The sequence below is a fragment of the Nocardia sp. NPDC051321 genome, assembly GCF_044455225.1.
Taxonomy (GTDB): Bacteria; Actinomycetota; Actinomycetes; order Mycobacteriales; family Mycobacteriaceae; genus Nocardia.
Genome location: NZ_JBITEM010000009.1, coordinates 83230 through 104627 on the forward strand (window position 1 = coordinate 83230; position 21398 = coordinate 104627).

Below are 21398 nucleotides of genomic sequence, written 5' to 3' on the forward strand. Positions count from 1 at the left end.
TTCGGACTCGCGCCGCAACCCGCGACGGGGGTCCGCTGAGAGATCAACTGTTGTAGAAACCCGTCGAGCAGTCAGAGGAGTCAGAGGACATGGCCTTCTCCGTCCAGATGCCAGCTCTTGGTGAGAGCGTCACCGAGGGAACGGTCACCCGGTGGCTGAAGCAGGAAGGAGACACGGTCGAGGTCGACGAGCCGCTGCTCGAGGTCTCCACCGACAAGGTCGACACGGAGATCCCGTCCCCGCAGGCGGGCGTGCTGTCGAAGATCGTCGCCCAGGAAGATGATGTGGTCGAGGTCGGTGGTGAACTCGGCGTGATCAGCGATGCCGGCGAGGCGCCCGAGCCGAGCTCGGCTCCCGCCCCCGAAGCCGCTGCCGCGCCCGCGCAGGAGACTCCCGCCGAGGAAGTCCCCGCCGCCGAGCCCGAGCCCGCCGCTCAGGAAGAACAGGCCCCCGCCGAGGCCGCGCCCGCGTCCTCCGGCGACGGCACCCCGGTCAAGATGCCCGAACTCGGCGAGTCGGTCACCGAGGGCACCGTCACCCGGTGGCTCAAGGCCGTCGGCGACGACGTAGCCGTAGACGAGCCGTTGCTCGAGGTCTCCACCGACAAGGTCGACACCGAAATCCCTTCGCCGGTGGCGGGCAAGCTGCTCGAAATCACCGCGCAGGAAGACGATGTCGTCGCTGTGGGTGGACAGCTCGGCGTGATCGGCAGCGGTTCCCCCGCCAAGGCCGAGCAGGCACCTGCGCCGAAGCCCGAGCCGAAGCCGGAACCCAAGCCCGAGCCCAAGCAGGAAGCGGCCCCCGCGCCGAAGCAGGCTCCCGCCCCGGAACCCAAGCCCGCGGCCCCCGCCCCCAAGCCCGCGGCCCCCGCCCCCAAGGCTCCGGCGCCCGCCGCGGCCAAGGCTCCCGAGTCGGATGCCAGCGGTAACGGCGCGACCCCGTACGTCACCCCGCTCGTTCGCAAGCTGGCCGACGAGAACGGCGTCGACCTGTCCGCGCTCACCGGTTCCGGTGTCGGCGGACGCATCCGCAAGCAGGATGTGCTCGCCGCCGCGGAGGCCAAGAAGGCACCGGCTCCGGCCGCCGCCGCACCGGCCGCCGCGCCCGCGGCCAAGGCTCCGGCCGCCCCCGCGGCCGCGAGCGCGAAGCTGGCCCATCTGCGCGGCACCGTGCAGAAGGCGAACCGCATCCGCCAGATCACCGCGACCAAGACCCTGGAATCGCTGCGCACCACCGCACAGCTGACCCAGGTGCACGAGGCCGACGTGAGCAAGATCGCGGCGCTGCGTGCCCAGGCCAAGGCGGCGTTCAAGGACCGCGAGGGCGTCAACCTGACGTTCCTGCCGTTCTTCGCCAAGGCCGTCGTCGAGGCGCTCGGCGTGCACCCGAACGTCAACGCCAGCTACGACGATTCGACCAAGGAAGTCACCTACCACGCCGCGGTGCACCTCGGCATCGCCGTCGACACCGAGCAGGGTCTGCTCTCCCCGGTGATCCACAACGCGAGCGACCTGTCGCTGGCCGGCCTGGCTCGCGCCATCGCCGACATCGCCAACCGCGCCCGCAACGGTGGCCTCAAGCCGGACGAGCTGGCCGGTGGCACGTTCACCATCACCAACATCGGCAGCCAGGGCGCGCTGTTCGACACCCCGATCCTGCTGCCGCCGCAGGCGGGCATGCTCGGCACGGGTGCGATCGTCAAGCGCCCGGTGGTGGTCAAGGACGACACCGGCAACGAATCCATCGGCGTGCGTTCGATGTGCTACCTGCCGCTCACCTACGACCACCGCCTGATCGACGGCGCGGACGCGGGTCGCTTCCTCACCACGATCCGGCACCGGCTCGAGGAGGCGGCGTTCGAGGCCGACCTCGGTCTCTAGCCGTCGTGTGCACATGAAGGTCGTGATCGCCGGTTCGTCCGGGTTGATCGGGACAGCGCTCGTCGCGGCCCTGCGCCGCGACGGGCACGAGGTCGCCCGCCTGGTTCGCAGGCGGGCGGCGGGGCCCGACGAATTCACCTGGGATCCGGTCCGGGCCGAACTCGATGAGCGGGCGTTGCGCGGCGCGGACGCGGTGGTCAACCTGTGCGGCGCGAGCATCGGGCGCCGCCGCTGGAACGGCAGCTTCAAACAGGAGTTGCGGGACAGCCGGATCACCCCGACCGACGTGCTGGCCGCCACGGTGGTCAAGGCGAGTGTGCCGACCCTGTTGAACGCGAGCGGCGTGCACTTCTACGGCGGCGATACCGGCGACCGGGTGGTCGACGAAACCTCGCCCGCCGGTTCGGGTTTCCTCGCCACGCTGTGCCGTGACTGGGAGACCGCGACCCGGCCCGCCGCCGACGCGGGGGTGCGGACGGTGCTGTTGCGCAGTGCCGTCGTGCTGTCCCGCCACGGCGGGCTGATGAGCATGTTGCACCCGCTGTATTCGCTCGGCCTCGGCGGACGACTCGGCAGCGGACGGCAATACACGCCGTGGATCTCCCTGGCCGACGAGATCGGCGCGATCCTGTTCGCCCTCGGCACCGAAACCCTCACCGGGCCACTCAATGTCGTCGGCCCCGCGCCGGTCACCAACGCCGAGTTCAGCCGCGCACTCGGCCGTTCCATGCACCGGCCGACCCCGCTGGTGGTTCCCGCGTTCGCGTTGCGGGCACTCATCGGCGAGTTCGCGCAGGAGGCGATCCTGCGTGGACCGCGAGCGATACCCACGGCCCTCGAGGAGGCGGGCTACGAGTTCCAGCACCCGACCATCGGCGCCGCATTGGCCGCGACGGCGGGCCGACCCGGAGACGATCGATGACCGACCAGCTCGATACCCGCCCCGCCACGCTCATCCGGGACGCGCACCGCGACGACGTGTCCGCGATCCTCGACATCCACAACGCGAATATCGCCACCTCGACCGCGATTTGGGATCTGGAGCAGGTCGGCATCGAGGAACGCCTCGCCTGGTTCGAGGCGCGCACCGCGGCGAGCCTGCCGATCCTGGTCGCCGAGATCGACGGCGTGATCGCCGGCTACGCCAGCTACGGCCCGTGGCGACCGAAGGCGGGTTACCGCTTCACCGTGGAGAATTCGGTATACGTCGACGACCGATTCCAGCGTCGTGGCATAGCCACCGCCCTGCTCACCGAGCTGCTCGACCGGGCCAAGCAGTCCGGTCACGTGCACGCCGTCATCGCAGGCATCGAATCCGGCAACACCGGCTCCATCCAGCTACACGAACGCTTCGGCTTCCGCATAATCGGCGAATTCCCCGAGGTAGGCCACAAATTCGGCCGCTGGATGAACCTCACCCTCATGCAACTCACCCTCCCCGTCCACGCCCACTAGCCCTCCCCGGCGAATCCACATTCAGTGGCACACCACGGCGGGGCTTCTCGCGTTTTGCCGCCACCATGTGCCACTGAATGTGGATTCGTTTGGGGGTGGGCTAACCTGTGGCACTCCCCACAGAGCACAGCTGGAATAGAAGTACCGGTCCGGCGTAGCGTCGGGGGCGTGAACGACACGCGCACCACGGCGTCCGCTCGATTCGATACGACCCCGATCGTGGTCGAGGATCTCGGACTCATCGACTACCACAGCGCCTGGGAACTGCAGCGCACCATCGCGGCGGAGCGGGCCGACGGTCACGGATCCGATCGGCTGCTGCTGCTCGAGCACCCCGCGGTCTACACCGCGGGACGGCGGACCGAGGCCGAGGATCTGCCGATCGACGGCAGCCCGGTGGTCGAGGTGGATCGCGGCGGCAAGATCACCTGGCACGGGCCAGGCCAGCTGGTCGGTTACCCGATCGTGCGGCTCGCCGAGCCGGTGGACGTCGTGCACTACGTGCGCCGTCTCGAGGAAGCGCTCATCACCGTCTGCACCGACCTCGGCCTGACCTGCGGCCGGATCGACGGCCGCTCCGGTGTGTGGCTGCCCGCGACCGGCGCGTTCGCCGAGCGCAAGATCGCCGCGATCGGCGTGCGGGTGCAGCGCGGCGTTGCCCTGCACGGCATCTCGCTCAACTGCAATTCGGCCATGGACGGCTTCCAGGCGATCATCCCCTGCGGCATCCGCGACGCCGGCGTCACCACGCTGTCGCGCGAGCTGGGCCGCGAGTTCACGGTGGCCGAGGCCAAGCCGCTCGTCGCCGACGCCATCGCCAAGGCGCTCAATGGCGAACTGCCGGTAACCGCCCACGATACGCGGCTGCCTCCGGCTTCGCTCCGGCCCGGCGCGGGCGATTGACGGACTTCGTCCGGCAGCGCCGTTGTAGCACGCGTCACACCAGCAGGAGGGGCCGCGAACGCCTGATCCGGTAGGCGTAATGTCGATCTAGTGACCTCAGCTTCAGCACCGGCAGGACGCAAACTGCTACGCATCGAGGCGCGCAACGCGGAGACCCCGATCGAGCGCAAACCTCAATGGATTCGTACCAAGGCCAAGATGGGCCCGGAGTATTCCGAGCTCAAGGGCCTGGTCAAACGCGAGGGCTTGCACACGGTGTGTGAGGAGGCGGGCTGTCCCAACATCTTCGAATGCTGGGAGGACCGTGAGGCCACCTTCCTGATCGGCGGCGAGCAGTGCACCCGTCGCTGCGACTTCTGCCAGATCGACACCGGCAAACCGGCCGCACTCGATCGGGACGAGCCGCGCCGGGTCGCCGAGAGCGTGCAGGCGATGGGTCTGCGCTACTCGACCATCACCGGCGTCGCCCGCGACGACCTGGAAGACGGCGGCGCCTGGCTCTACGCCGAAACCGTGCGCGCCATCAAGCAACTCAACCCGAGCACCGGCGTCGAGCTGCTCATCCCCGACTTCAACGCCGTGCCCGACCAGCTGGCCGAGGTGTTCTCCGCGCGCCCGGAGGTGCTGGCGCACAACCTGGAAACGGTGCCGCGCATCTTCAAGCGCATCCGCCCCGCCTTCCGCTATGAGCGCTCGCTGTCGGTATTGACCGCGGCGCGCGAGGCTGGCTTGGTCACCAAGTCCAACCTGATCCTCGGCATGGGCGAGACCCCCGAAGAGGTCACCCAGGCGATGCGCGACCTGCACGAGGCGGGCTGCGACATCCTCACCATCACCCAGTACCTGCGCCCCTCCCCCCGCCACCACCCGGTGGACCGCTGGGTGAAGCCGCAGGAGTTCGTCGACCATTCGAAGATGGCCGAGGAGATCGGCTTCGCTGGCGTGATGGCCGGACCGCTGGTCCGCTCGTCCTACCGCGCGGGTCGCCTCTACAGCCAGGCGATGGCGCACCACGGCCGCGAGATCGCGCCCGCCATGGCGCATCTCGCCGAGGGCGGCGCGGCCTCCCAAGAAGCCTCGTCCGTCCTGGCTCGCTTCGGCAACTGACCAAGCTCGATTCAGGTCCTCGCACATCCACGGATGTGCGAGGACCTATTCATTTGCGCATACGGGCCGTCACGCCCGCTTCCGCAGTGAGACCGAATCGTCTTGTGCGCCAGCACTGGTCCGTTTCCACAGCACCAGCGCGCCGATAGCGGAACCGATCATGCAGAACCCGACCACCCACAGTCCCGCACGCTGCGTTCCGGTCCAATCCTTCAGTCCGCCAGTAATATACGGCGCGGCGAAGCCGCTGATGTTGCCGATCGAGTTGATCAGCGCGATACCGCCTGCGGCGGCGGCGCCGGTGAGGAACGCGCTTGGCAGGGCCCAGAAGGTGGGCAGTGCGGCGAGAACGCCTACGGCACAGACGGTTACGGCGGTCATGGCGGCGATCGGATTTCCGAGGTAGAGGGCCACCGGGATGGCCAGGCCGCCGAGCAGCGCGGGAAGGGCTACGTGCCAGGGACGTTCGCCGGTCCGGTCGCCGTGCCTGCTCCACCAGATCATCACGACGGCCCCGATGACGTAGGGCACCGCGTTGATCAGGCCGCGCTGCACCACCGAGTAGTGCGTCCCGTATTGCTGCTGGAATCCGTTGATGATCGTCGGCAGGAAGAAGCCGAGCGCGTACAGCCCGTAGACGATGCCGCCGTAAACGAGGGCGAGGCCGATTATTCGGGTATCGGTGAGCGCCTTGCGCAACGTCCACTGTTCGCCCTTCTCCGCCTCGGCCTGCTCGGCGGCGAGTTCGGTACTGAGCCACTGGCGTTCGGCGCTGGTCAGCCACTTCGCATGGGCGGGACTGTCGGTGAGGAAGAACCAGGTCACCACCGCGAGCAAGAGCGCGGGCACCCCTTCGACGAGGAACATGAACCGCCAGCCGCTGAGCCCGAACACGCCGTGCCCGTACTGGATGATCAGGCTCGACATGGTCGAGCCGAGCGCGGTGGAGATCGGCACGGCGACCATGAACAACGCGACGAACTTCGCCCGCTGCTTCTGCGGGAACCAATACGTCAGGTAGAGCAGGATGCCGGGAAAGAACCCCGCCTCCGCCACGCCCAGCGCGAATCGCAGGACGTACAGCAGGGTTTCGTTGGGCACGAACGCCATCGCGGTCGCGATCACCCCCCAGCTGGCCAGGATTCGGGCGATCCAGCGACGCGCCCCGAACTTGTGCAGCGCCAGATTGCTCGGCACCTCGAGCACCAGATAGCCGAGGAAAAATATCCCGGACGCGAACCCGAACGCCGTCTCGGTGAGCCCGAGATCGGCCTTCATCCCGCTGGGCCCGGCGAATCCGATATTGACCCGATCCAGGTAATTGACGAAATAGAGCAGCCCGAGAAACGGCACCAGGCGAAGCGTGACCTTGCGCAGCGTCGCGCGCGGCACGTCCTGTGTGACAACCATGCGCGCACTCTCGCCCGGCGGACGCCCGCCGGTCAAGCCCCCAACCGGGGGTCGGTAGGTCGCAACCCAGCCGCGGAAGCGCGTTCGTAAGTCCGCCGAATACACGTAATTCATAGCAGGACTGCAAGATTCAGACTTTCCCCGACGTCCGAAAAGGCGGTCTACGCTGTGCCCCATGGCGAACATCAACGAACGGCTCACCGACATCCCCGGCGTCGCTCCGGGCTTCGGATACGCCCACGCGGTCACCACATCGAACGGACTCGCTTACATATCGGGCCAGGTCGCGGTCGACGCCGACGGCACACTGGTCGGCGAGAACGACATGGCCGCACAGACCAGGCAGGCGCTCACCAACCTGCAGCACATCCTGCACGCCCTCGGCACCGACTGGACCGGCCTGGTCAAACTCACCTGGTTCGTCACCGATACCGCCCAGCTCCAGGACATTCGCGACGTCCGCGACGAGTTCCTTCGTCCCGCGCTCGGCGACCTGCCCAACCCCGCCAGTTCACTCATTCGAGTAGCCGGGCTGTTCCGACCGGAGTTCCTGATCGAGGTGGAGGCCGTGGTCGCGCTCGGCTGAGACCGGCCACTGGTTCGCACCTCCTGGCCAGGTACGGACCGGACAGTCCGTGGCACCCGGATCTCCCGATCCGTGGACGCGCGGTCACCGCCGGTGGGAAGCTCGAAGGACCGCAGGGTGTCGGGGCGCGAGGAAGCGAGACGCACAGTGGACAAGACGAATGGAACCGTAGGGGGCAACGGCAGAGTGGTTGCGGCCGAGCGGCCGGATCAAATTCGCAATGTGGTGCTGGTCGGGCACAGCGGGTCGGGGAAGACGACACTGGTCGAGGCGATGGCGCTGACCACGGGGACGGTGAATCGGGCGGGGCGGGTCGAGGACGGAACCTCACTCTCGGACTATGACGAGATCGAACATCGACAGCACCGATCGGTGCAATTGTCCGTGGTTCCGCTGGCCTGGTCGGGGATGAAGATCAATCTGCTGGATACGCCCGGTTACGCGGACTTCGTCGGCGAGCTGCGGGCGGGGCTGCGGGCCGCGGACGCGGCGCTGTTCGTCATCTCGGCGGCCGAGGGCGCGGAAGGCGTCAGCGGCGCCACCCGCGCGCTGTGGGAGGAGTGCGCGGCGGTCGGCATGCCGCGCGCGATCGTGCTCTCACACCTGGACACCGCTCGGGCCGACTTCGAGGAGATGACCGAGACCTGCCGCACCATTCTCGGTGGCGGTGCCTCGGAAAACATTCTCCCGCTTCATCTTCCAGTCTACGGACCGAAAAGCGCGGACGGCCATCGCCCGGTCACCGGACTCATCGAGCTGCTGCCGAACTGCGTGGTCGACTACTCCTCCGGCGAGCGGGTGGAAACCGCGCCAACCCCCGAGCAGCAGCCGATGCTGGACGAGGCACGCAACCGGCTGATCGAGGGCATCATCGCCGAAAGCGAAGACGAGACCCTGATGGACCGCTATCTCAGCGGCGAGGAAATCGACCTCGCCACCCTCGTCACCGATCTCGAGCGGGCCGTGGCCAGGGGCAGCTTCCATCCAGTCCTGTTCGGCGCGCCCGCACCCGAGGGTGCCAAGCAAGGTTTGGGCACCGTCGAGCTGCTCGACCTGATCACCGGCGGTTTCCCGACCCCGTCGGAACACATCGTCTCCGCCGTCACCGCCGCGGGCGGCAACACTAGGCGCGAACTCGACTGCGATCCGGACGGCGTGCTCGCAGCGGAGGTGATCCGCACCGCGTCGGACCCGTATGTCGGCCGGGTGTCGCTGGTCCGGGTGTTCTCCGGCACGCTGCGCGCCGACGACACGGTGCACGTCTGCGGCCATGGCCTGGAGGAGCGCGGCCACGAGAGTCACGATGTCGACGAGCGGGTCGGCGCGGTGTCCGCGCCGTTCGGCAAGGGGCAGCGCCCGCTCGGCCAGGCCATCGCAGGCGACATCGCCTACGTCACCAAGCTGAGCCGCGCGGAAACCGGCGACACCCTCTCCGGCATCGACAAACCGCTGCTGATCGAGCCGTGGCTGATGCCGGATCCGTTGCTGCCCATCGCCATTACCGCGCACAGCAAGGCCGACGAGGACAAGCTCTCGCAAAGCCTGGCCCGGCTGGCGGCCGAGGATCCCGCCGTGCGGCTCGAGCACAACGCGCAAACCCACCAGCTGGTGCTGTGGTGTCTCGGCGAGGCGCACCGCGATGTCGCGCTGGAGCGGTTGCGGAGCCGGTTCGGGGTGCAGGTCGATGTGGTCGATCATCAGGTCGCGCTGCGAGAAACGTTCGCGGGCAAAGCGAATGGGCGCGGCAGGCATGTGAAGCAGTCCGGCGGGCACGGGCAATACGCCGTCTGCGAGATCGAGGTCGAGCCGCTGCCGGGCGGCTCCGGTATCGAGTTCGTGGACCGGGTGGTCGGCGGAGTCGTTCCGCGCCAATTCATTCCGTCGGTGGAGAAGGGCGTGCGCGCGCAGGCGACCCGCGGTGTCGCGGCCGGATATCCGCTGGTGGATGTGCGGGTGACGCTGTTCGACGGCAAGGCGCATTCGGTCGACTCCTCCGACGCCGCGTTCCAGACAGCGGGCGCGCTTGCGTTGCGCGAGGCCGCGGCCAGCGCGGGTGTCGCGCTGCTCGAGCCGATCGCCGAGGTGTGGGTGGTCGTCTCCGACGACTATGTCGGCCCGGTGCTCAGCGACCTGTCCAGCCGCCGCGGTCGCGTCCTCGGCACCGAACCGCACGGCACCGCCCGCACCCGAATCCATGCCGAGGTACCCGAACTCGAACTCAGCCGCTACGCCATCGATCTGCGCTCGCTCTCGCACGGCACCGGCGACTTCACCCGCACCTACACCCGCCATGAATCGATGCCAGGCCCGCTTTCCGCCGCGCTGCGTGAACAAGCGAAAAAGCAGCAGTAGCAACGGCAGCGGGCCCATCCACGGGGTAAGTGAATGGGCCCGAACAGCTTTCATGCCTAGGTGACCAGGTTCTTACGCAGCTTCAAGATGGTGCCCGCGTCCAGGCCGAGGCCCTTGGTGAGGAACTTGCCGAGATCGCCGTAGTCCTGCTCCATCTTGTCGACCGCGGCGTCCAAGTACGCGTCCCTGACCTCCTGCAGCGGGATGAGCAGATCGGGGTTCTGCATCAGACCCGCCTGCTGCACCTGCTTGCGCAGTGCGGCGTCCGCGGCGGCGCGGTACTGGTTGGACAGCAGATAGTCTTGCCGCGCAGTGCCTTCCGGCACGCCGACCGCGCGCAGCAGCACGTAGGTGAGCCAGCCGGTCCGGTCCTTGCCCGCGGTGCAGTGATACAGCGTGGCCTTGTCGGTGTTGGCGAGATCCTTGATCGTCTGCCCGAACGCCGTCCGCGACTCCTGGCGACTGATGAACGTGGTGTACATGTTCAGCATGATCTGCTCGGCCTTACCGTTGCCGAGCGCGTCCTGCTGCTTCTGCGGGTCACGGGTCTGGATCACCGCGAGCATCTGCTGGAACAGCCCGGTGTCGTCGATCGGCCGCACCACCGCCTGCGCGCCCGGAATCGGCTTGTCCGCGCCGGCGAACTGGATCTCCCCCGGTGTGCGCAGGTCGACCACCGCCTTCACCTTCAGATCGGCCAACTTCTGCACATCGGCGTCGGTCAGTTTTTCCAACGAGTCGGACCGAATAGCCTTGCCCGACTTCGTCTTCGCCCCGTCGTAGGTCCGATACCCGCCGATATCCCGGGTATTGACCGCGCCCTGCAAGTCGATCTTTCCCCCGGCCACCACCGATTCCGCTTCGGGCTGGGCGGTCGCGAGTGGTGGAGCGGTCGTCATCGTCACGGCGAAAATCGCCAAAGCAGCGGTTATCAATGAAATTAATGAAATCTTCATGACGCCGGACAGTAGAACCTGTTTCAGTCAGGTATCGGCGTTCGCCCCCATCCCGCCGCATCTGCCCCGCTCAACGGGACTCCCCGGACAGTCAATGAGATTCACGCTGGACAACCTGTCCGAAACTCGTAGCCTCCGCGCCAAGGCGACGCCGCTATCCGGAAACCGGCAAGCAGGCAGGGCCGGACTCGACAGTGACCGAAGTCCGCAGCCGCCGATGCCTGAATCCCGTGCTGACGCAAAGCACATCGTCGCGCACCGGCGACCGGGCCAGCCACCAGACCCGCAGACGCAGCGGCGGGTCCGTGTCGATGCGGCGGCGAGACACACCGCGGCAAGGCTTGGCGCACGCGGTTGCCGGTCGATAGCGTCGGGAATGGCCGAAGCCATCCTGCCCGCCGTCTACCGCGGCACCGTGCTGCACTTCCTCCGCGACCCGGGGGCCGACGACGACCCCGGCGCCTGGGAGTTGTTCGAGGATGGCGCGCTCGCGATCGGAGCCGACGGCACGGTGCGCTGGACGGGCGATTGGGCAGCCCTACCCGAGCAGTATCTCGCTACCGTCGTCGACCATCGCGGCGCACTGATCGTGCCGGGCTTCGTGGACACCCACATTCACTACAGCCAATACGACATGATCGCGAGTTTCGGTGCGCAACTGGAGGATTGGCTGCAGGACTATGTGTTTCCGGCCGAACGGAAGTTCGCCGACCCGGACTACGCCGACCACATATCCGGACTCTTCCTCGACACGTTGGCGGCGTGTGGAACCACCACGGCCGGCGTGTACCCCACCGTGCATCCGACCTCGGTAGACGCGTTCTTCGCACAGGCGCACCGGCGTGGCCTGCGGATGACGTGCGGCAAGATCCTGATGGACAAGCAACCGGACGCACCTGAGTTTCTGTCCGATGCCGGTGTGCCGCAGGCCGAGGAACATACCCGCCGGTTGATCGCGCGCTGGCACCGCAATGATCGGCTGACCTACGCGATCACCCCACGGTTCGCGCTGTCGTCCTCGGCCGAACAGCTCGCCATGTCCGGTCGGCTCAGCCGCGAATTCCCGGACGTGGCAGTGCAAACCCATGCCGCGGAGAGCCGCCCGGAGACCGCCGACGTGCTTGCCCGTTTTCCGGATGCCCGGTCGTACCTGGATGTGTACGACAAGGCGGGCCTGCTGGGTGCCCGGTCTACCTTCGGCCATTGCGTGCACGTCGACGAACAGGATCGATCGCGGCTGGCCGCCGCCGGCGCCGCCATCGCCTTCTGCCCGACCTCGAACCTGTTCCTCGGCAGCGGACTTTTCGATTTCGCCGCCGCCCGCGAGGCAGGCGTCCGGGTGGGACTCGGCTCGGATTGCGGTGCCGGAACCAGCTATTCGATGCTGCGCACGCTCAACGAGGCCTACAAGGTGGTCATGCTGAAAGAGTCGACCAAGCCCGCGCGGCGGCGCACCACCCTGTCCGCGCTGCGCGGCTTCTACCTCGCCACCCTGGGCGGGGCCGAGGCCCTGCATCTGGACAACCACATCGGCAACTTCCGCCCGGGCAAGGAGGCCGACTTCGTCGTCCTCGACTGGGCCGCGACCCCAACCCTGGCCCGCCGCACCGAGGCAGCCCGCGACTTTCCGGAACGCCTGTTCGCCCAGATGATCCTCGGCGACGACCGTTCGATCAAAGCCACCTACGCCATGGGTCGCCCGATCTACACCCGCGCCACGACGTAGCCGAGCAGTCCGGTCGGTCATCGCGGCAGCATCATCGCCACCGGAAACGGGCAACGGCCCAACCGCGGTTGCGGCTGGGCCGTTGTCGAACGACTCTGTGTACGAACGACTTACACGTCGTAGTACAGCTCGAATTCGTAGGGGTGCGGGCGCAGGTTGACCGGAGCGATTTCCTGCTCGCGCTTGATGCTGATCCAGGTCTCGATCAGGTCGTCGGTGAAGACGTTGCCTTCGGTCAGGTAGTCGTGATCCTGCTCGAGGCGGTCGATGACCGTGGCCAGGCTGGTTGGCGCCTGCGGGATGTTCTTGGCCTCCTCCGGCGGGAGCTCGTAGAGGTCCTTGTCGACCGGGGCCAGCGGCTCGATCTTGTTCTTGATGCCGTCCAGGCCCGCCATCATCATGGCGGCGAAGGCCAGGTACGGGTTGCCCGAGGAGTCCGGCGCGCGGAACTCGATGCGCTTGGCCTTCGGGTTGTTGCCGGTCACCGGGATACGCACGGCCGCCGAACGGTTGCGCTGCGAGTACACCAGGTTGATCGGGGCCTCGTAGCCAGGAACCAGGCGGTGGTAGGAGTTCACCGTCGGGTTGGTGAACGCCAGCAGCGACGGCGCGTGGTGCAGGATGCCGCCGATGTAGTGCCGCGCCAGATCCGACAGCCCGCCGTAGCCCGCCTCGTCGTGGAACAGCGGCTTGCCGTCCTTCCACAGCGACTGGTGCACGTGCATGCCCGAGCCGTTGTCACCGAAGAGCGGCTTCGGCATGAACGTGACGGACTTGCCTTCCTGCCACGCGGTGTTCTTCACGATGTACTTGAACAGCTGCAGGTCGTCGGCCGCACCGAGCAGCGTGCCGAACTTGTAGTTGATCTCGGCCTGACCGGCGGTGCCGACCTCGTGGTGGCCGCGCTCCAGCTCGAAGCCCGCGTTCTGCAGGTTGGTCGAGATCTTGTCGCGCAGGTCGACGTAGTGGTCGTACGGGGCGACCGGGAAGTAACCACCCTTGTTGCGAACCTTGTAGCCGAGGTTCGGGGAGCCGTCCGGGTTCGTCCGCGCGCCGGTGTTCCAGGAACCCGAGACCGAGTCGATCTCGTAGGACGCGCCGTTCATCTTCGACTCGTAGCGGATCGAGTCGAAGATGTAGAACTCCGCCTCGGCGCCGAAGTACGCGGTGTCGGCGATGCCGGTCGAGCGCAGGTACTCCTCGGCCTTGCGCGCGATGTTGCGCGGGTCGCGGCTGTACGCCTCCCTGGTGAACGGGTCGTGCACGAAGAAGTTGAGGTTCAGCGTCTTGGCGGCGCGGAACGGGTCGAGGCGCGCGGTGCTGAAGTCGGGCAGCAGCAGCATGTCCGACTCGTCGATCGACTGGAAGCCACGGACGGAGGAGCCGTCGAACGCTAGCCCTTCCTCTGCGAGGTCGGTCGTGAAGGCCTTCGCCGGGATCGAGAAGTGCTGCTGAACGCCGGGAAGATCGCTGAAGCGGATGTCGACATATTCGACTTCTTCATCAGCGAGGAATTTGATGACCTCGTCGGCCGTGCTGAACGTCACTTGTTCTCCTTACGGATCGGTTCCCAGCGAGTGTCGATTGCGTGGGTTCGTCGCGTCCAGACGGTATGGACGCGGTGTTTCCCGGCGGTCAAGTTTGTGTTTCGCCAGTGTTACACGTACGGCTGACCGGGTGACTAGGCCCACCCGGGCTCGAACTGCACGCTAATCCTGCCATCCGCGCAGATGCGCGCTGACGTGAACTCCCCTTATGCGGTGCCGAGCGGCCGGTCGGCCGCGCATATTGTGGGGGCATGGCACGTATGACGGGATCGTGGCTCTCCGGCCCTGCGGAGGGTGCGGACGATCCGGCAACCTCCGAGTTCCCCGGCGAACTGCTGGGGCTGCCGAAGTCCGGTGCGGGATCGTTGTCCAGGATGGCCCGGCGGATCGCCGCGCTGTTCGTGGACTGGTTGATCGCGCTCGGCATCGCGGCGTTGATCATGCGCGGCGGGTCGGCGTCCAGCCTGACGTTGCTGATCTGGTTCGTGATCGGGGTTGCCGCGGTGACACTGTTCGGGTTCACGCCCGGGCAGTACTTCTTGCGGTTGCGGACCGTCCGGATCGACGCGCCCGTGCCGGTCGGGTTCGTGCGGGCGCTGGCCAGGCAGGCGTTGCTGGTGTTCGTGGTGCCCGCGTTGTTCACCGATTCCGATGGTCGCGGGATGCACGACCGGGCGACGGGTACCGCACTCGTCCACTCGCGCTGACATCCTCGTTTCACGCGGAAATACATCTGACACCGTCCTGCCCGGTTAGTTACGCTCCGGCGGTGTCACTCAATCCGGCCATGCTCGCGATCCGGTTTCTGCTCGAGCTCATCGCCATCGCGTCCTTCGGTGTCTACGGTTGGCGAGCCTTCGATTCGCCGTGGAAGTTTCTGCTCGTAGTCCTGTTGCCGCTGATCGCAGCGGCGCTGTGGGGAACACTCGCGGTACCTGGCGACCCGAGCCGCAGTGGCGAGGCCCCCGTCTCGGTACCCGGAGCGGTCCGGCTCGTGATCGAACTCGCCATCTTCTTCGGCGGCGCCGCCCTCCTCTGGGCGGCCGGCCTACCCAAGTGGGCCCTCATTTCCGTCGCCGTACTCGTCCTCTACCAAGCCCTCGCCTACGACCGCATCGCCTGGCTGGTCAAAGCATGATCATGGGGAACTGGTGCTGGCATCCGTCGAGAAGCGAACAACACTGGTTCCCCCTGATCTTGAAGTCGGCAGCCGAAACACACGAAAGGCCCGAGTCCTCGGGACACGGGCCTTTCGGATAGGTGCAGCTCAGCGGCGGCGGATGGTGCGCTGTACGCCGCGCATCTTGGCGCCCGCGGGCATCGGCCCCTTCGGCAGGGCCGGGCCGGTGCGCGAGCTCAGCGCGGTCAGCCGGCCTTCGATGAGGTCCATCCGCTTGGCGTCGATGTTGCGTGGCAGTTTGGTCAGGTAGCGCTGCAGCTCTTTCAGCGGCACCTGGCCTTCGTCGTTGCCGATGACGACGTCGTAGATGGGGGTGTCGCCGATGAGCCGGGCGGTGCGCTTCTTCTCCTGCGCCAGCAGCGATTTCACGCGCTGGGGGGCGCCTTCGGCGACCAGCACCACACCGGGCAGGCCGATCACCCGGTGCACCGCGTCGAGCTGGGTGGTCGCGGCGATGCCGTTGGACACCCGCCACTTGCCCTGCAGGTTGTCCAGCACCCAGGCCGCGGCGCCCGCTTGGCCCTCGGCCTTGCCGTAGACGCTCTTCTGCACCCGGCGGCCGAAAATGATGAACGCGGCCAGCGCGCCGAGTACCACGCCGAGCGGGACGAGGAACCAGGTCAGACCGAAGATCAGGCCGATGACCAGGAAGACGGCGGTGATGCCGAGCAGGGCGCCGATCATCAACGGCAGCAGCAGCTTGTCTTCCTTGCGCTGCATCTGGAACGCCTGCCAGAGCTGCTGCCTGCGCTCTTTCGACTGCTGCTTGCGGGCCGCTTTCGCCGCGGCCTTCGCTTCCTTGGTGGGCTTACCTGCTGCCATGTCACTCAGGATAGTGCCCATGTCGTGCGAGTTTCGCCACGCCTACCTCGGCGGTGCGCATTGCCGCCGCGACGGCGTCAATTCCAGCCGCGCCTGACCATCGATCCGAGCGCGGTGAGATCCAAATCACCGGATGCCTCGGTCCATCCCATGGCCCGCAATTCCACCGGCGTGGCGACACCGAGCGCGTCCCGGAAACCGATGGCGACCGAGCGGGCGAACTCGATCAAACTGCGCGGGGAGATGGGCCAGAACATGATCTTGGTCCAGTTGTCGACCTCGCGGCGCAGCATCGGCTCGTTCCAGCCGAGGTCGCGTAACTCCTGTGCGGCGGCATCCGGAATGGGCTGCGCCAGATAATGATCACCGGCCAGCTCGGCCGACAATTTGATGTCGTACTGCATGAACTGGACATACCGATTACCGGGCGCCGCGATGACCAATGTCGCGCGCGAAGGTAGCTCGGACAGACATTGCGCCAGTGCTTGAACGAACTGTTCCCAGTCCGCGGTCACCGGCTCGTTCATTCTTCCCCCGGGCGCTCGCACTGGCCCGATCATACGCCGCCGCGCCTGAGACACCAGGTGAATCATGTTGTAGCCCCGAATACTTCGCGCCGCCCATAGCGAATGCGAATGGCCCGTCGTTCGCTGGGAAGACGGGCCGGTCGCGCGCGTTCTCACCTCGTCGCAGGCACCGCCGCGCTCGGCACCGTCGCCAATTCCGGCACCCGTCCGTAATCGCGGAACACGCGCACGCCGAGCTTGCGTCCGGCGGGCCGCAGCGCCCACGAAGCCACCACGCACAACGCGAAAAACGCGGTATAGAACAGGTGATTCGCGCCCGACCCGTGCGCGATGTGGGAGGCCAGCCCACCCGTCAGATCGAAAAACGCCCCCGCATACGCCCATTCCTTCACCAACGGAAAGCGCGGAACAGCAATCGCCGCCGCCCCCAGCACCTTCCAGAATCCCAGAATGCCCATTACATAGGTCGGATACCCCAGCTCGACCATGCCGCCCGCGGTACCGCCGCGTTGGATCAGATCGGCGACACCACCGGTCGCCAATACGAAAACCACCGCCGCGGTGGTCGCCCAATATCCGATCGCTCGTGCGTTGCCCATTTTCTGCTCCTTGCCTGCTCACGCCCTGCTGCGCCGTCACCTCCCTTGACCGGTGGATTGTCAGAAATGTGACGAGGTGTCGGACGGCAGGGCCCGACGCAAGGGATCGTCGCCGGTGAAACGGGCACGGGCCGGTTCAGCCGACCTGGACCTCCAGTTCCAGTTGATCGAGCGTGTCGGGGTCGGCGAGCAGATCGATGGCGACGATCCGACCGTCGGACACGGTGACGTCGAAGACCACCCGCGGTGTGCCGCCGACCGACCACACCGCTCCCGCGCGACCGTCGATGAGCGCGAGTCGCGCCCCCTGCGCGCGGCCGGCGAAGGTCTTGGCGACCGCGGCCGCGCCGAGGGCACCGGTCGCGCCGGTTGCCATCGCGGCGGCATCCACCCGGAGTACGACTTCCGGGTCCAGCAGCGTCAGCAATGCGCCGAAGTCGCCGCCGCGGGAGGCGGCGAGGAACGCGTCGACGACTTCGCGCTGCCGATCTCGGTCGGCGGCGGCTCGCGCACCCTGCACCCGCCTGCGCGCTCGGCTCGCCAATTGCCGTGCGGCGGCGGGGGTTCTGCCGACGATCGGGGCGAGCTCGTCGAACGGCACCGCGAACATGTCGTGCAGCACGAACGCGAGCCGCTCGGCCGGGGTGAGCGTGTCGAGCACCACCAGCAGCGCGAGGCCGATCGAATCGCCCAGCACCGCCTCGTGCTCCGGGCCGGTGACGAGTTCGGCCGGTTCGAGGTCGGCTAGCGGCTCCTCCCGGCGGACCTTGCGGGATTGCAGCATGTTCAGGCATATCCGGGCGACCACCGTGGTGAGCCAGCCGCCGAGATTGTCGATCTCGTCGGCATTCGAACGGCTCAGCCGCAACCACGCCTCCTGCACCGCGTCGTCGGCTTCCGTACCGGTACCGAGGATCCGGTACGCCACCCCGAGCAGGTGCGTCCGCTGGTGCTCGAACCGCGCGGCCAGAAAATTCTCGTCCATCTGTCACATTCCTTCGATAGCTCCGGTCAAGCAAACGAGCCGGGGCCACACCGGATCGAGCCGACAAGGAGCACACCATGACCGCTGGACTGTCAACCATCGTCTATCCCGGCACCGACCCGGTCAAGGCGAAACCCGGGGGTGGCGAATCGGGATGATGTCTCGTCGGGTCAGGTACTGATCTGTTGGGTAGCGGCACCGTGCTGTTCAGCTGGTGGTCACGGGGCGGTGTTAGTTTGCGGTGCGTGTGTGCGCGGTTGGTGGTGAGCGTCCATGACGTCGCACCGGCGAGTGCGGCTGAGACGGCACGGTGGTGTGCTGATGCCGACGGGTTCGGGATTCCGGTGTCGCTGCTGGTGATTCCCGGGCCGTGGCGTGGTGCGTCGCTGGCCGAGCAGCCGGATTATGCGAGTTTCCTACGGGAACGCCGTGGCGGTGGAGACGAGATCATGGTGCACGGATGGTCGCATCGGGCGGGACCCGAGGGTGCGTGGCCGCGGCGTGCGCTCGGTCGAGCGGTGGCGCGCGGTGCCGCCGAATTCGCGGCGCTCGACGTCGACGCGGCCACCGCCAAGTTGCGGGCAGCCAACCAGGTGATGGCCGAATCCGGGCTGTCGACAACGGGTTTCACCCCGCCGGGCTGGTTGGCCTCACCCGCCGCGGAACGCGCGTTGCGCGCGGCGGGCTTCTCCCACACCACCGACCACTTCGGCGCGAAGGACCTGCGCACCGGCCGCAGGCATCGCGGGTTCGCCCTCTCACACCGTCCCGGCGGCGGCTGGTCCGAACGCTTCGGCGCCGCCATGCTGGAAACCATGGCCCGTCGCAACGCCACCCGAGGTGGCCTCGTCCGGCTCGCCCTGCATCCCGACGACCTGCACCACCCCGGCCTGCGCGAAGCCACACTCCGCGCCATCGACGCCGCCCTGCGAGCAGGCGCGCGCGCCACCACCTACGCCGACCTCGTCGAATCGGCGGACAGCTGATGCAACCTGCCAACCGCCACACCGCAACCCACGGCGCGAATGCCTACCCCCGATGCAGGCGGGCCGAGAGGTTGCACTCCCGCCTCGATGGGATCTGCCGCGGACACTGCGCGACCGGACATGGGCGAACGCTCGCGATCCTTGTGCTCGACACCGCGCACACTGGCACGTTTGCCGGGCTGACCAGATCGGCGGTCCGCTGATGCGCATCGTGCAGATCGCGAACTTCTATACCCCCGCTTCCGGGGGGCTGCGTACGTGTCTCGACGAGATCGGGCGTGGATATCTCGCGGCGGGGCACAGTCGGGTGCTTGTGGTTCCTGGACCCGCCGATGGGGATGAGCTGACCGGGTCAGGGCGGCGAATTACCGTGCACAGTCCGAAGTTCGGGGCCGGTGGGTATCACGTGTTGACGGCACGACGAACCCGGGCGGTCCTCGATCGGTTGCGGCCTGATGTGCTCGAGTGCAGCGACAAGTTGAGTGTTCGGTGGCTTGCTCCGTGGGCGCGGGGAGCGGGGGTGCCGCTGGTGTTGTTCTCGCATGAACGCATCGACGCGATTCTGCGCACCCGAGTCCCACCGGGCTTCCCGTTGACCACCGCCGCCGACCTGGCCAACCGCCGCCTCTGCGTCCGCGCCGAAAAGGTCGTGGTGACTTCGAGTTTCGCGACGGCGGAGTTCGCCCGCATCGGAGCGACCAATGTGCGGCGCGTCCCGCTCGGCGTCGATCTGACCACCTTCCGCCCGGTCGAACCCGTAGCCGAAACTCGATGGGCCGCAGACGAACCCGCGCGTCTTGTGGTGGTGAGCAGGCTGTCCAAGGAGAAACGCGCCGAACTCGCTATCGAGGCGGTGCGCGTCCTGGTCGAGTCCGGTCTGCGGTGCGAACTGGCCGTCATCGGCGACGGCCCGCTACGTCCCCGTCTCGAACGCCTCGCCGCCGGACTCCCGGTGATCTTCCACGGCCACCTCACCGATCGAACCGCTATGGCCACCTTGGTCGCCGAGGCGGATATCGCGATATTCCCCTCCCCCGCCGAAACTTTCGGCCTTGCCGTCCTCGAATCCCTCGCTTGCGGCACCCCTGTCGTCGTCCCCGACGCGGGCGCCGCGGGCGAGCTCGTGGACGCGCCAGGCTCCGGCATCGTCTCCGACGGCTCCCCCCACGGCCTAGCCGACGGCGTCCGCGAACTCCTCACCGTCCCCGCCCCCCGACGCCGCACCGCCGCCCGCTCAGCGGCCGAACGCTTCCCCTGGTCAGCCACCGTCGCAGGCATGCTCGCCCTCTACGCCGACTACGAATCCCCCGCCCGCACAGCCTGACCCGCCGTAACAGACAACCGCGCCATTCCTCGAGATCAACACCCCCGACTATGATCGCAGCGAAACGCCTTCGGGCACAGGTGGATTCGGCGAGACTAGAAGGGTCTGGTCGAGTTCGTCGTGCAGAGTTGGGGAATTCGCGAGGAGTGCGATGCCGGTGATCACCAGGGCTGCCGCGAGGACTAGTAGGAACGGGCGTGGGTGGATGGTTACGGCGAACAACGTGAGTCCGGCGGTGTAGCTGAGGACCGGGTCGGTGATGGTCATGGCGGTGAGGGCGGTGGGGAGAGAGCCGCGGGCGTAAGCCTCCTGGGTGAGGAGGCCGCCGAGCACGGTGGATATCGGGATGCCGAGCAGGGCCCAGCTCAGGGTGGGCAGCGCCGACGTCGCTATGACCACCAACACCGCGGTGGTCGAGAAGCAGCAACCCGCGGCCACCGCGACCAGTGCCGAGCGCAGTTGGGGCGAGTGGGTCAGTCGGGAGACGGCGATCAAGGTGATGATCGCGGCGAAAACTCCCGCACCGACACCGGGCAGCAGTTCCGCCCGCACGTCCGCGTGACCGGGAGCGCTCTGCCCGACGAGCAGTATCAGCCCGCCACACACGAAAACCGTGCCCGCCCAATCCCGCCCGAGCAGCGAACGCTTGCGCCGCGCCGCCGCGAACGGCAACGCGAACAGCAACTGCACCACAAGCAGCGCCTGCACCACCGCGATCGCCCCCAGCCGCAACGCGACGGCATGCACGGCGAACCCGGCCACATTGGCACCCTGCCCGGCCAACCAGCGCCGATCGGTGAGCAGCCGGCGAGCGATGCCCGCGATCACCAGAAACCGACTGTGCCCCGCCTCCGTCGCGGCCTGCCGCGCCGCCCCCTGCTGCAGCGCCGCCGAGACGGCGAACAAGAGCGCGGCGAACAGCGCGAGGGAGATCGTCCCCACCGCGAGCGCGTCCGCGGGCGCGCTGCCGAGCATGTCGGCGGCATCCGGCATACCGCCCATGCTTGCGGGCCGGGATGAACACCGGATGGCATCCGCCCGGCGGCTCGGCAA

The 21398-nt window shown here is 67.6% G+C and carries 20 protein-coding genes; 12 read left to right on the top strand and 8 right to left on the bottom strand.

The genetic code is table 11. The annotated features are described in order from the left end of the window. Positions 1-89: 89 nt before the first annotated feature. The 5 genes from sucB to lipA all read left to right on the top strand — a co-directional run bounded on the left by sucB (position 90) and on the right by lipA (position 5345). The gene (sucB, locus tag ACIA8C_RS22285) at positions 90-1880 is read left to right on the top strand and encodes a 2-oxoglutarate dehydrogenase, E2 component, dihydrolipoamide succinyltransferase (protein WP_397137580.1); all 1791 of its coding nucleotides are present in this window, start codon (positions 90-92) and stop codon (positions 1878-1880) included. A 13-nt stretch (positions 1881-1893) separates the two neighbouring features. Next, complete coding sequence (locus tag ACIA8C_RS22290) at positions 1894-2802, top strand: TIGR01777 family oxidoreductase (protein ID WP_397137582.1); 909 nt, start codon at positions 1894-1896, stop codon at positions 2800-2802. Further along, a complete protein-coding gene (locus ACIA8C_RS22295) occupies positions 2799-3335 on the top strand; it encodes a GNAT family N-acetyltransferase (protein WP_397137584.1) in 537 nt (178 codons plus the stop codon). Before ACIA8C_RS22290 ends, ACIA8C_RS22295 begins: the two co-directional genes overlap by 4 nt. 168 nt (positions 3336-3503) lie before the next feature. After that, positions 3504-4238 (top strand): lipoyl(octanoyl) transferase LipB, encoded by a 735-nt coding sequence (gene lipB, locus ACIA8C_RS22300; protein ID WP_397137586.1) that lies wholly within the window; start codon positions 3504-3506, stop codon positions 4236-4238. Between the two features lie 90 nt (positions 4239-4328). Continuing rightward, complete coding sequence (gene lipA, locus ACIA8C_RS22305) at positions 4329-5345, top strand: lipoyl synthase (protein WP_387236046.1); 1017 nt, start codon at positions 4329-4331, stop codon at positions 5343-5345. Positions 5346-5414: 69 nt separating this feature from the next. On the opposite strand, the gene ACIA8C_RS22310 is transcribed toward lipA, so the two are convergent. Further along, entirely contained in the window at positions 5415-6755 is a 1341-nt protein-coding gene (locus ACIA8C_RS22310) for an MFS transporter (RefSeq protein WP_397137589.1), read from the bottom strand. Positions 6756-6930: 175 nt separating this feature from the next. Between ACIA8C_RS22310 and ACIA8C_RS22315 the strand changes: the two genes are divergently transcribed. Together ACIA8C_RS22315 and ACIA8C_RS22320 are read left to right on the top strand one after the other, a co-directional pair. Further along, positions 6931-7341, top strand: coding sequence for a RidA family protein (locus ACIA8C_RS22315; protein WP_397137591.1), 411 nt, complete (start codon positions 6931-6933; stop codon positions 7339-7341). 147 nt (positions 7342-7488) lie between these two features. Then, positions 7489-9693 (top strand): elongation factor G-like protein EF-G2, encoded by a 2205-nt coding sequence (locus tag ACIA8C_RS22320; protein ID WP_397137593.1) that lies wholly within the window; start codon positions 7489-7491, stop codon positions 9691-9693. Between the two features lie 56 nt (positions 9694-9749). On the opposite strand, the gene ACIA8C_RS22325 is transcribed toward ACIA8C_RS22320, so the two are convergent. Then, a complete protein-coding gene (locus ACIA8C_RS22325) occupies positions 9750-10592 on the bottom strand; it encodes a tyrosine-protein phosphatase (protein ID WP_397138161.1) in 843 nt (280 codons plus the stop codon). Positions 10593-11025: 433 nt separating this feature from the next. Between ACIA8C_RS22325 and guaD the strand changes: the two genes are divergently transcribed. Then, positions 11026-12375: a guanine deaminase gene (guaD, locus tag ACIA8C_RS22330; RefSeq protein WP_397137595.1), complete on the top strand. Its 1350-nt coding sequence runs from the start codon at positions 11026-11028 to the stop codon at positions 12373-12375. Between the two features lie 110 nt (positions 12376-12485). On the opposite strand, the gene glnA is transcribed toward guaD, so the two are convergent. After that, complete coding sequence (glnA, locus tag ACIA8C_RS22335; RefSeq protein ID WP_396989732.1) at positions 12486-13922, bottom strand: type I glutamate--ammonia ligase; 1437 nt, start codon at positions 13920-13922, stop codon at positions 12486-12488. Between the two features lie 251 nt (positions 13923-14173). Between glnA and ACIA8C_RS22340 the strand changes: the two genes are divergently transcribed. Both ACIA8C_RS22340 and ACIA8C_RS22345 read left to right on the top strand, forming a co-directional pair. Further along, a complete protein-coding gene (locus ACIA8C_RS22340) occupies positions 14174-14629 on the top strand; it encodes an RDD family protein (RefSeq protein ID WP_397137597.1) in 456 nt (151 codons plus the stop codon). A gap of 62 nt (positions 14630-14691) precedes the next feature. Further along, the gene (locus tag ACIA8C_RS22345) at positions 14692-15060 is read left to right on the top strand and encodes a YrdB family protein (protein WP_397137599.1); all 369 of its coding nucleotides are present in this window, start codon (positions 14692-14694) and stop codon (positions 15058-15060) included. Positions 15061-15189: 129 nt separating this feature from the next. Here the strand turns inward: ACIA8C_RS22345 and ACIA8C_RS22350 are convergent, their stop codons facing one another. From ACIA8C_RS22350 to ACIA8C_RS22365, 4 genes are all read right to left on the bottom strand, one after another. Beyond that, positions 15190-15924: a DUF4191 domain-containing protein gene (locus tag ACIA8C_RS22350; RefSeq protein ID WP_357382115.1), complete on the bottom strand. Its 735-nt coding sequence runs from the start codon at positions 15922-15924 to the stop codon at positions 15190-15192. Positions 15925-16001: 77 nt separating this feature from the next. Beyond that, on the bottom strand, positions 16002-16451 hold the full coding sequence (locus tag ACIA8C_RS22355; protein WP_397137601.1) for a TY-Chap domain-containing protein: 450 nt from the start codon (positions 16449-16451) through the stop codon (positions 16002-16004). Between the two features lie 152 nt (positions 16452-16603). Next, positions 16604-17050: a DoxX family protein gene (locus tag ACIA8C_RS22360; protein ID WP_397137603.1), complete on the bottom strand. Its 447-nt coding sequence runs from the start codon at positions 17048-17050 to the stop codon at positions 16604-16606. Positions 17051-17186: 136 nt separating this feature from the next. Further along, positions 17187-18035, bottom strand: coding sequence for a sigma-70 family RNA polymerase sigma factor (locus tag ACIA8C_RS22365; protein WP_397137605.1), 849 nt, complete (start codon positions 18033-18035; stop codon positions 17187-17189). A 245-nt stretch (positions 18036-18280) separates the two neighbouring features. Here ACIA8C_RS22365 and ACIA8C_RS22370 point away from each other — a divergent pair, with 245 nt between their 5' ends. Continuing rightward, a complete protein-coding gene (locus ACIA8C_RS22370) occupies positions 18281-19021 on the top strand; it encodes a DUF2334 domain-containing protein (protein WP_397137607.1) in 741 nt (246 codons plus the stop codon). Positions 19022-19223: 202 nt separating this feature from the next. Continuing rightward, the gene (locus tag ACIA8C_RS22375) at positions 19224-20345 is read left to right on the top strand and encodes a glycosyltransferase (protein ID WP_397137609.1); all 1122 of its coding nucleotides are present in this window, start codon (positions 19224-19226) and stop codon (positions 20343-20345) included. Between the two features lie 48 nt (positions 20346-20393). Here ACIA8C_RS22375 and ACIA8C_RS22380 read toward each other — a convergent pair whose 3' ends face one another. Then, positions 20394-21338 (bottom strand): DMT family transporter, encoded by a 945-nt coding sequence (locus ACIA8C_RS22380; RefSeq protein ID WP_397137611.1) that lies wholly within the window; start codon positions 21336-21338, stop codon positions 20394-20396. Positions 21339-21398: the final 60 nt, after the last annotated feature.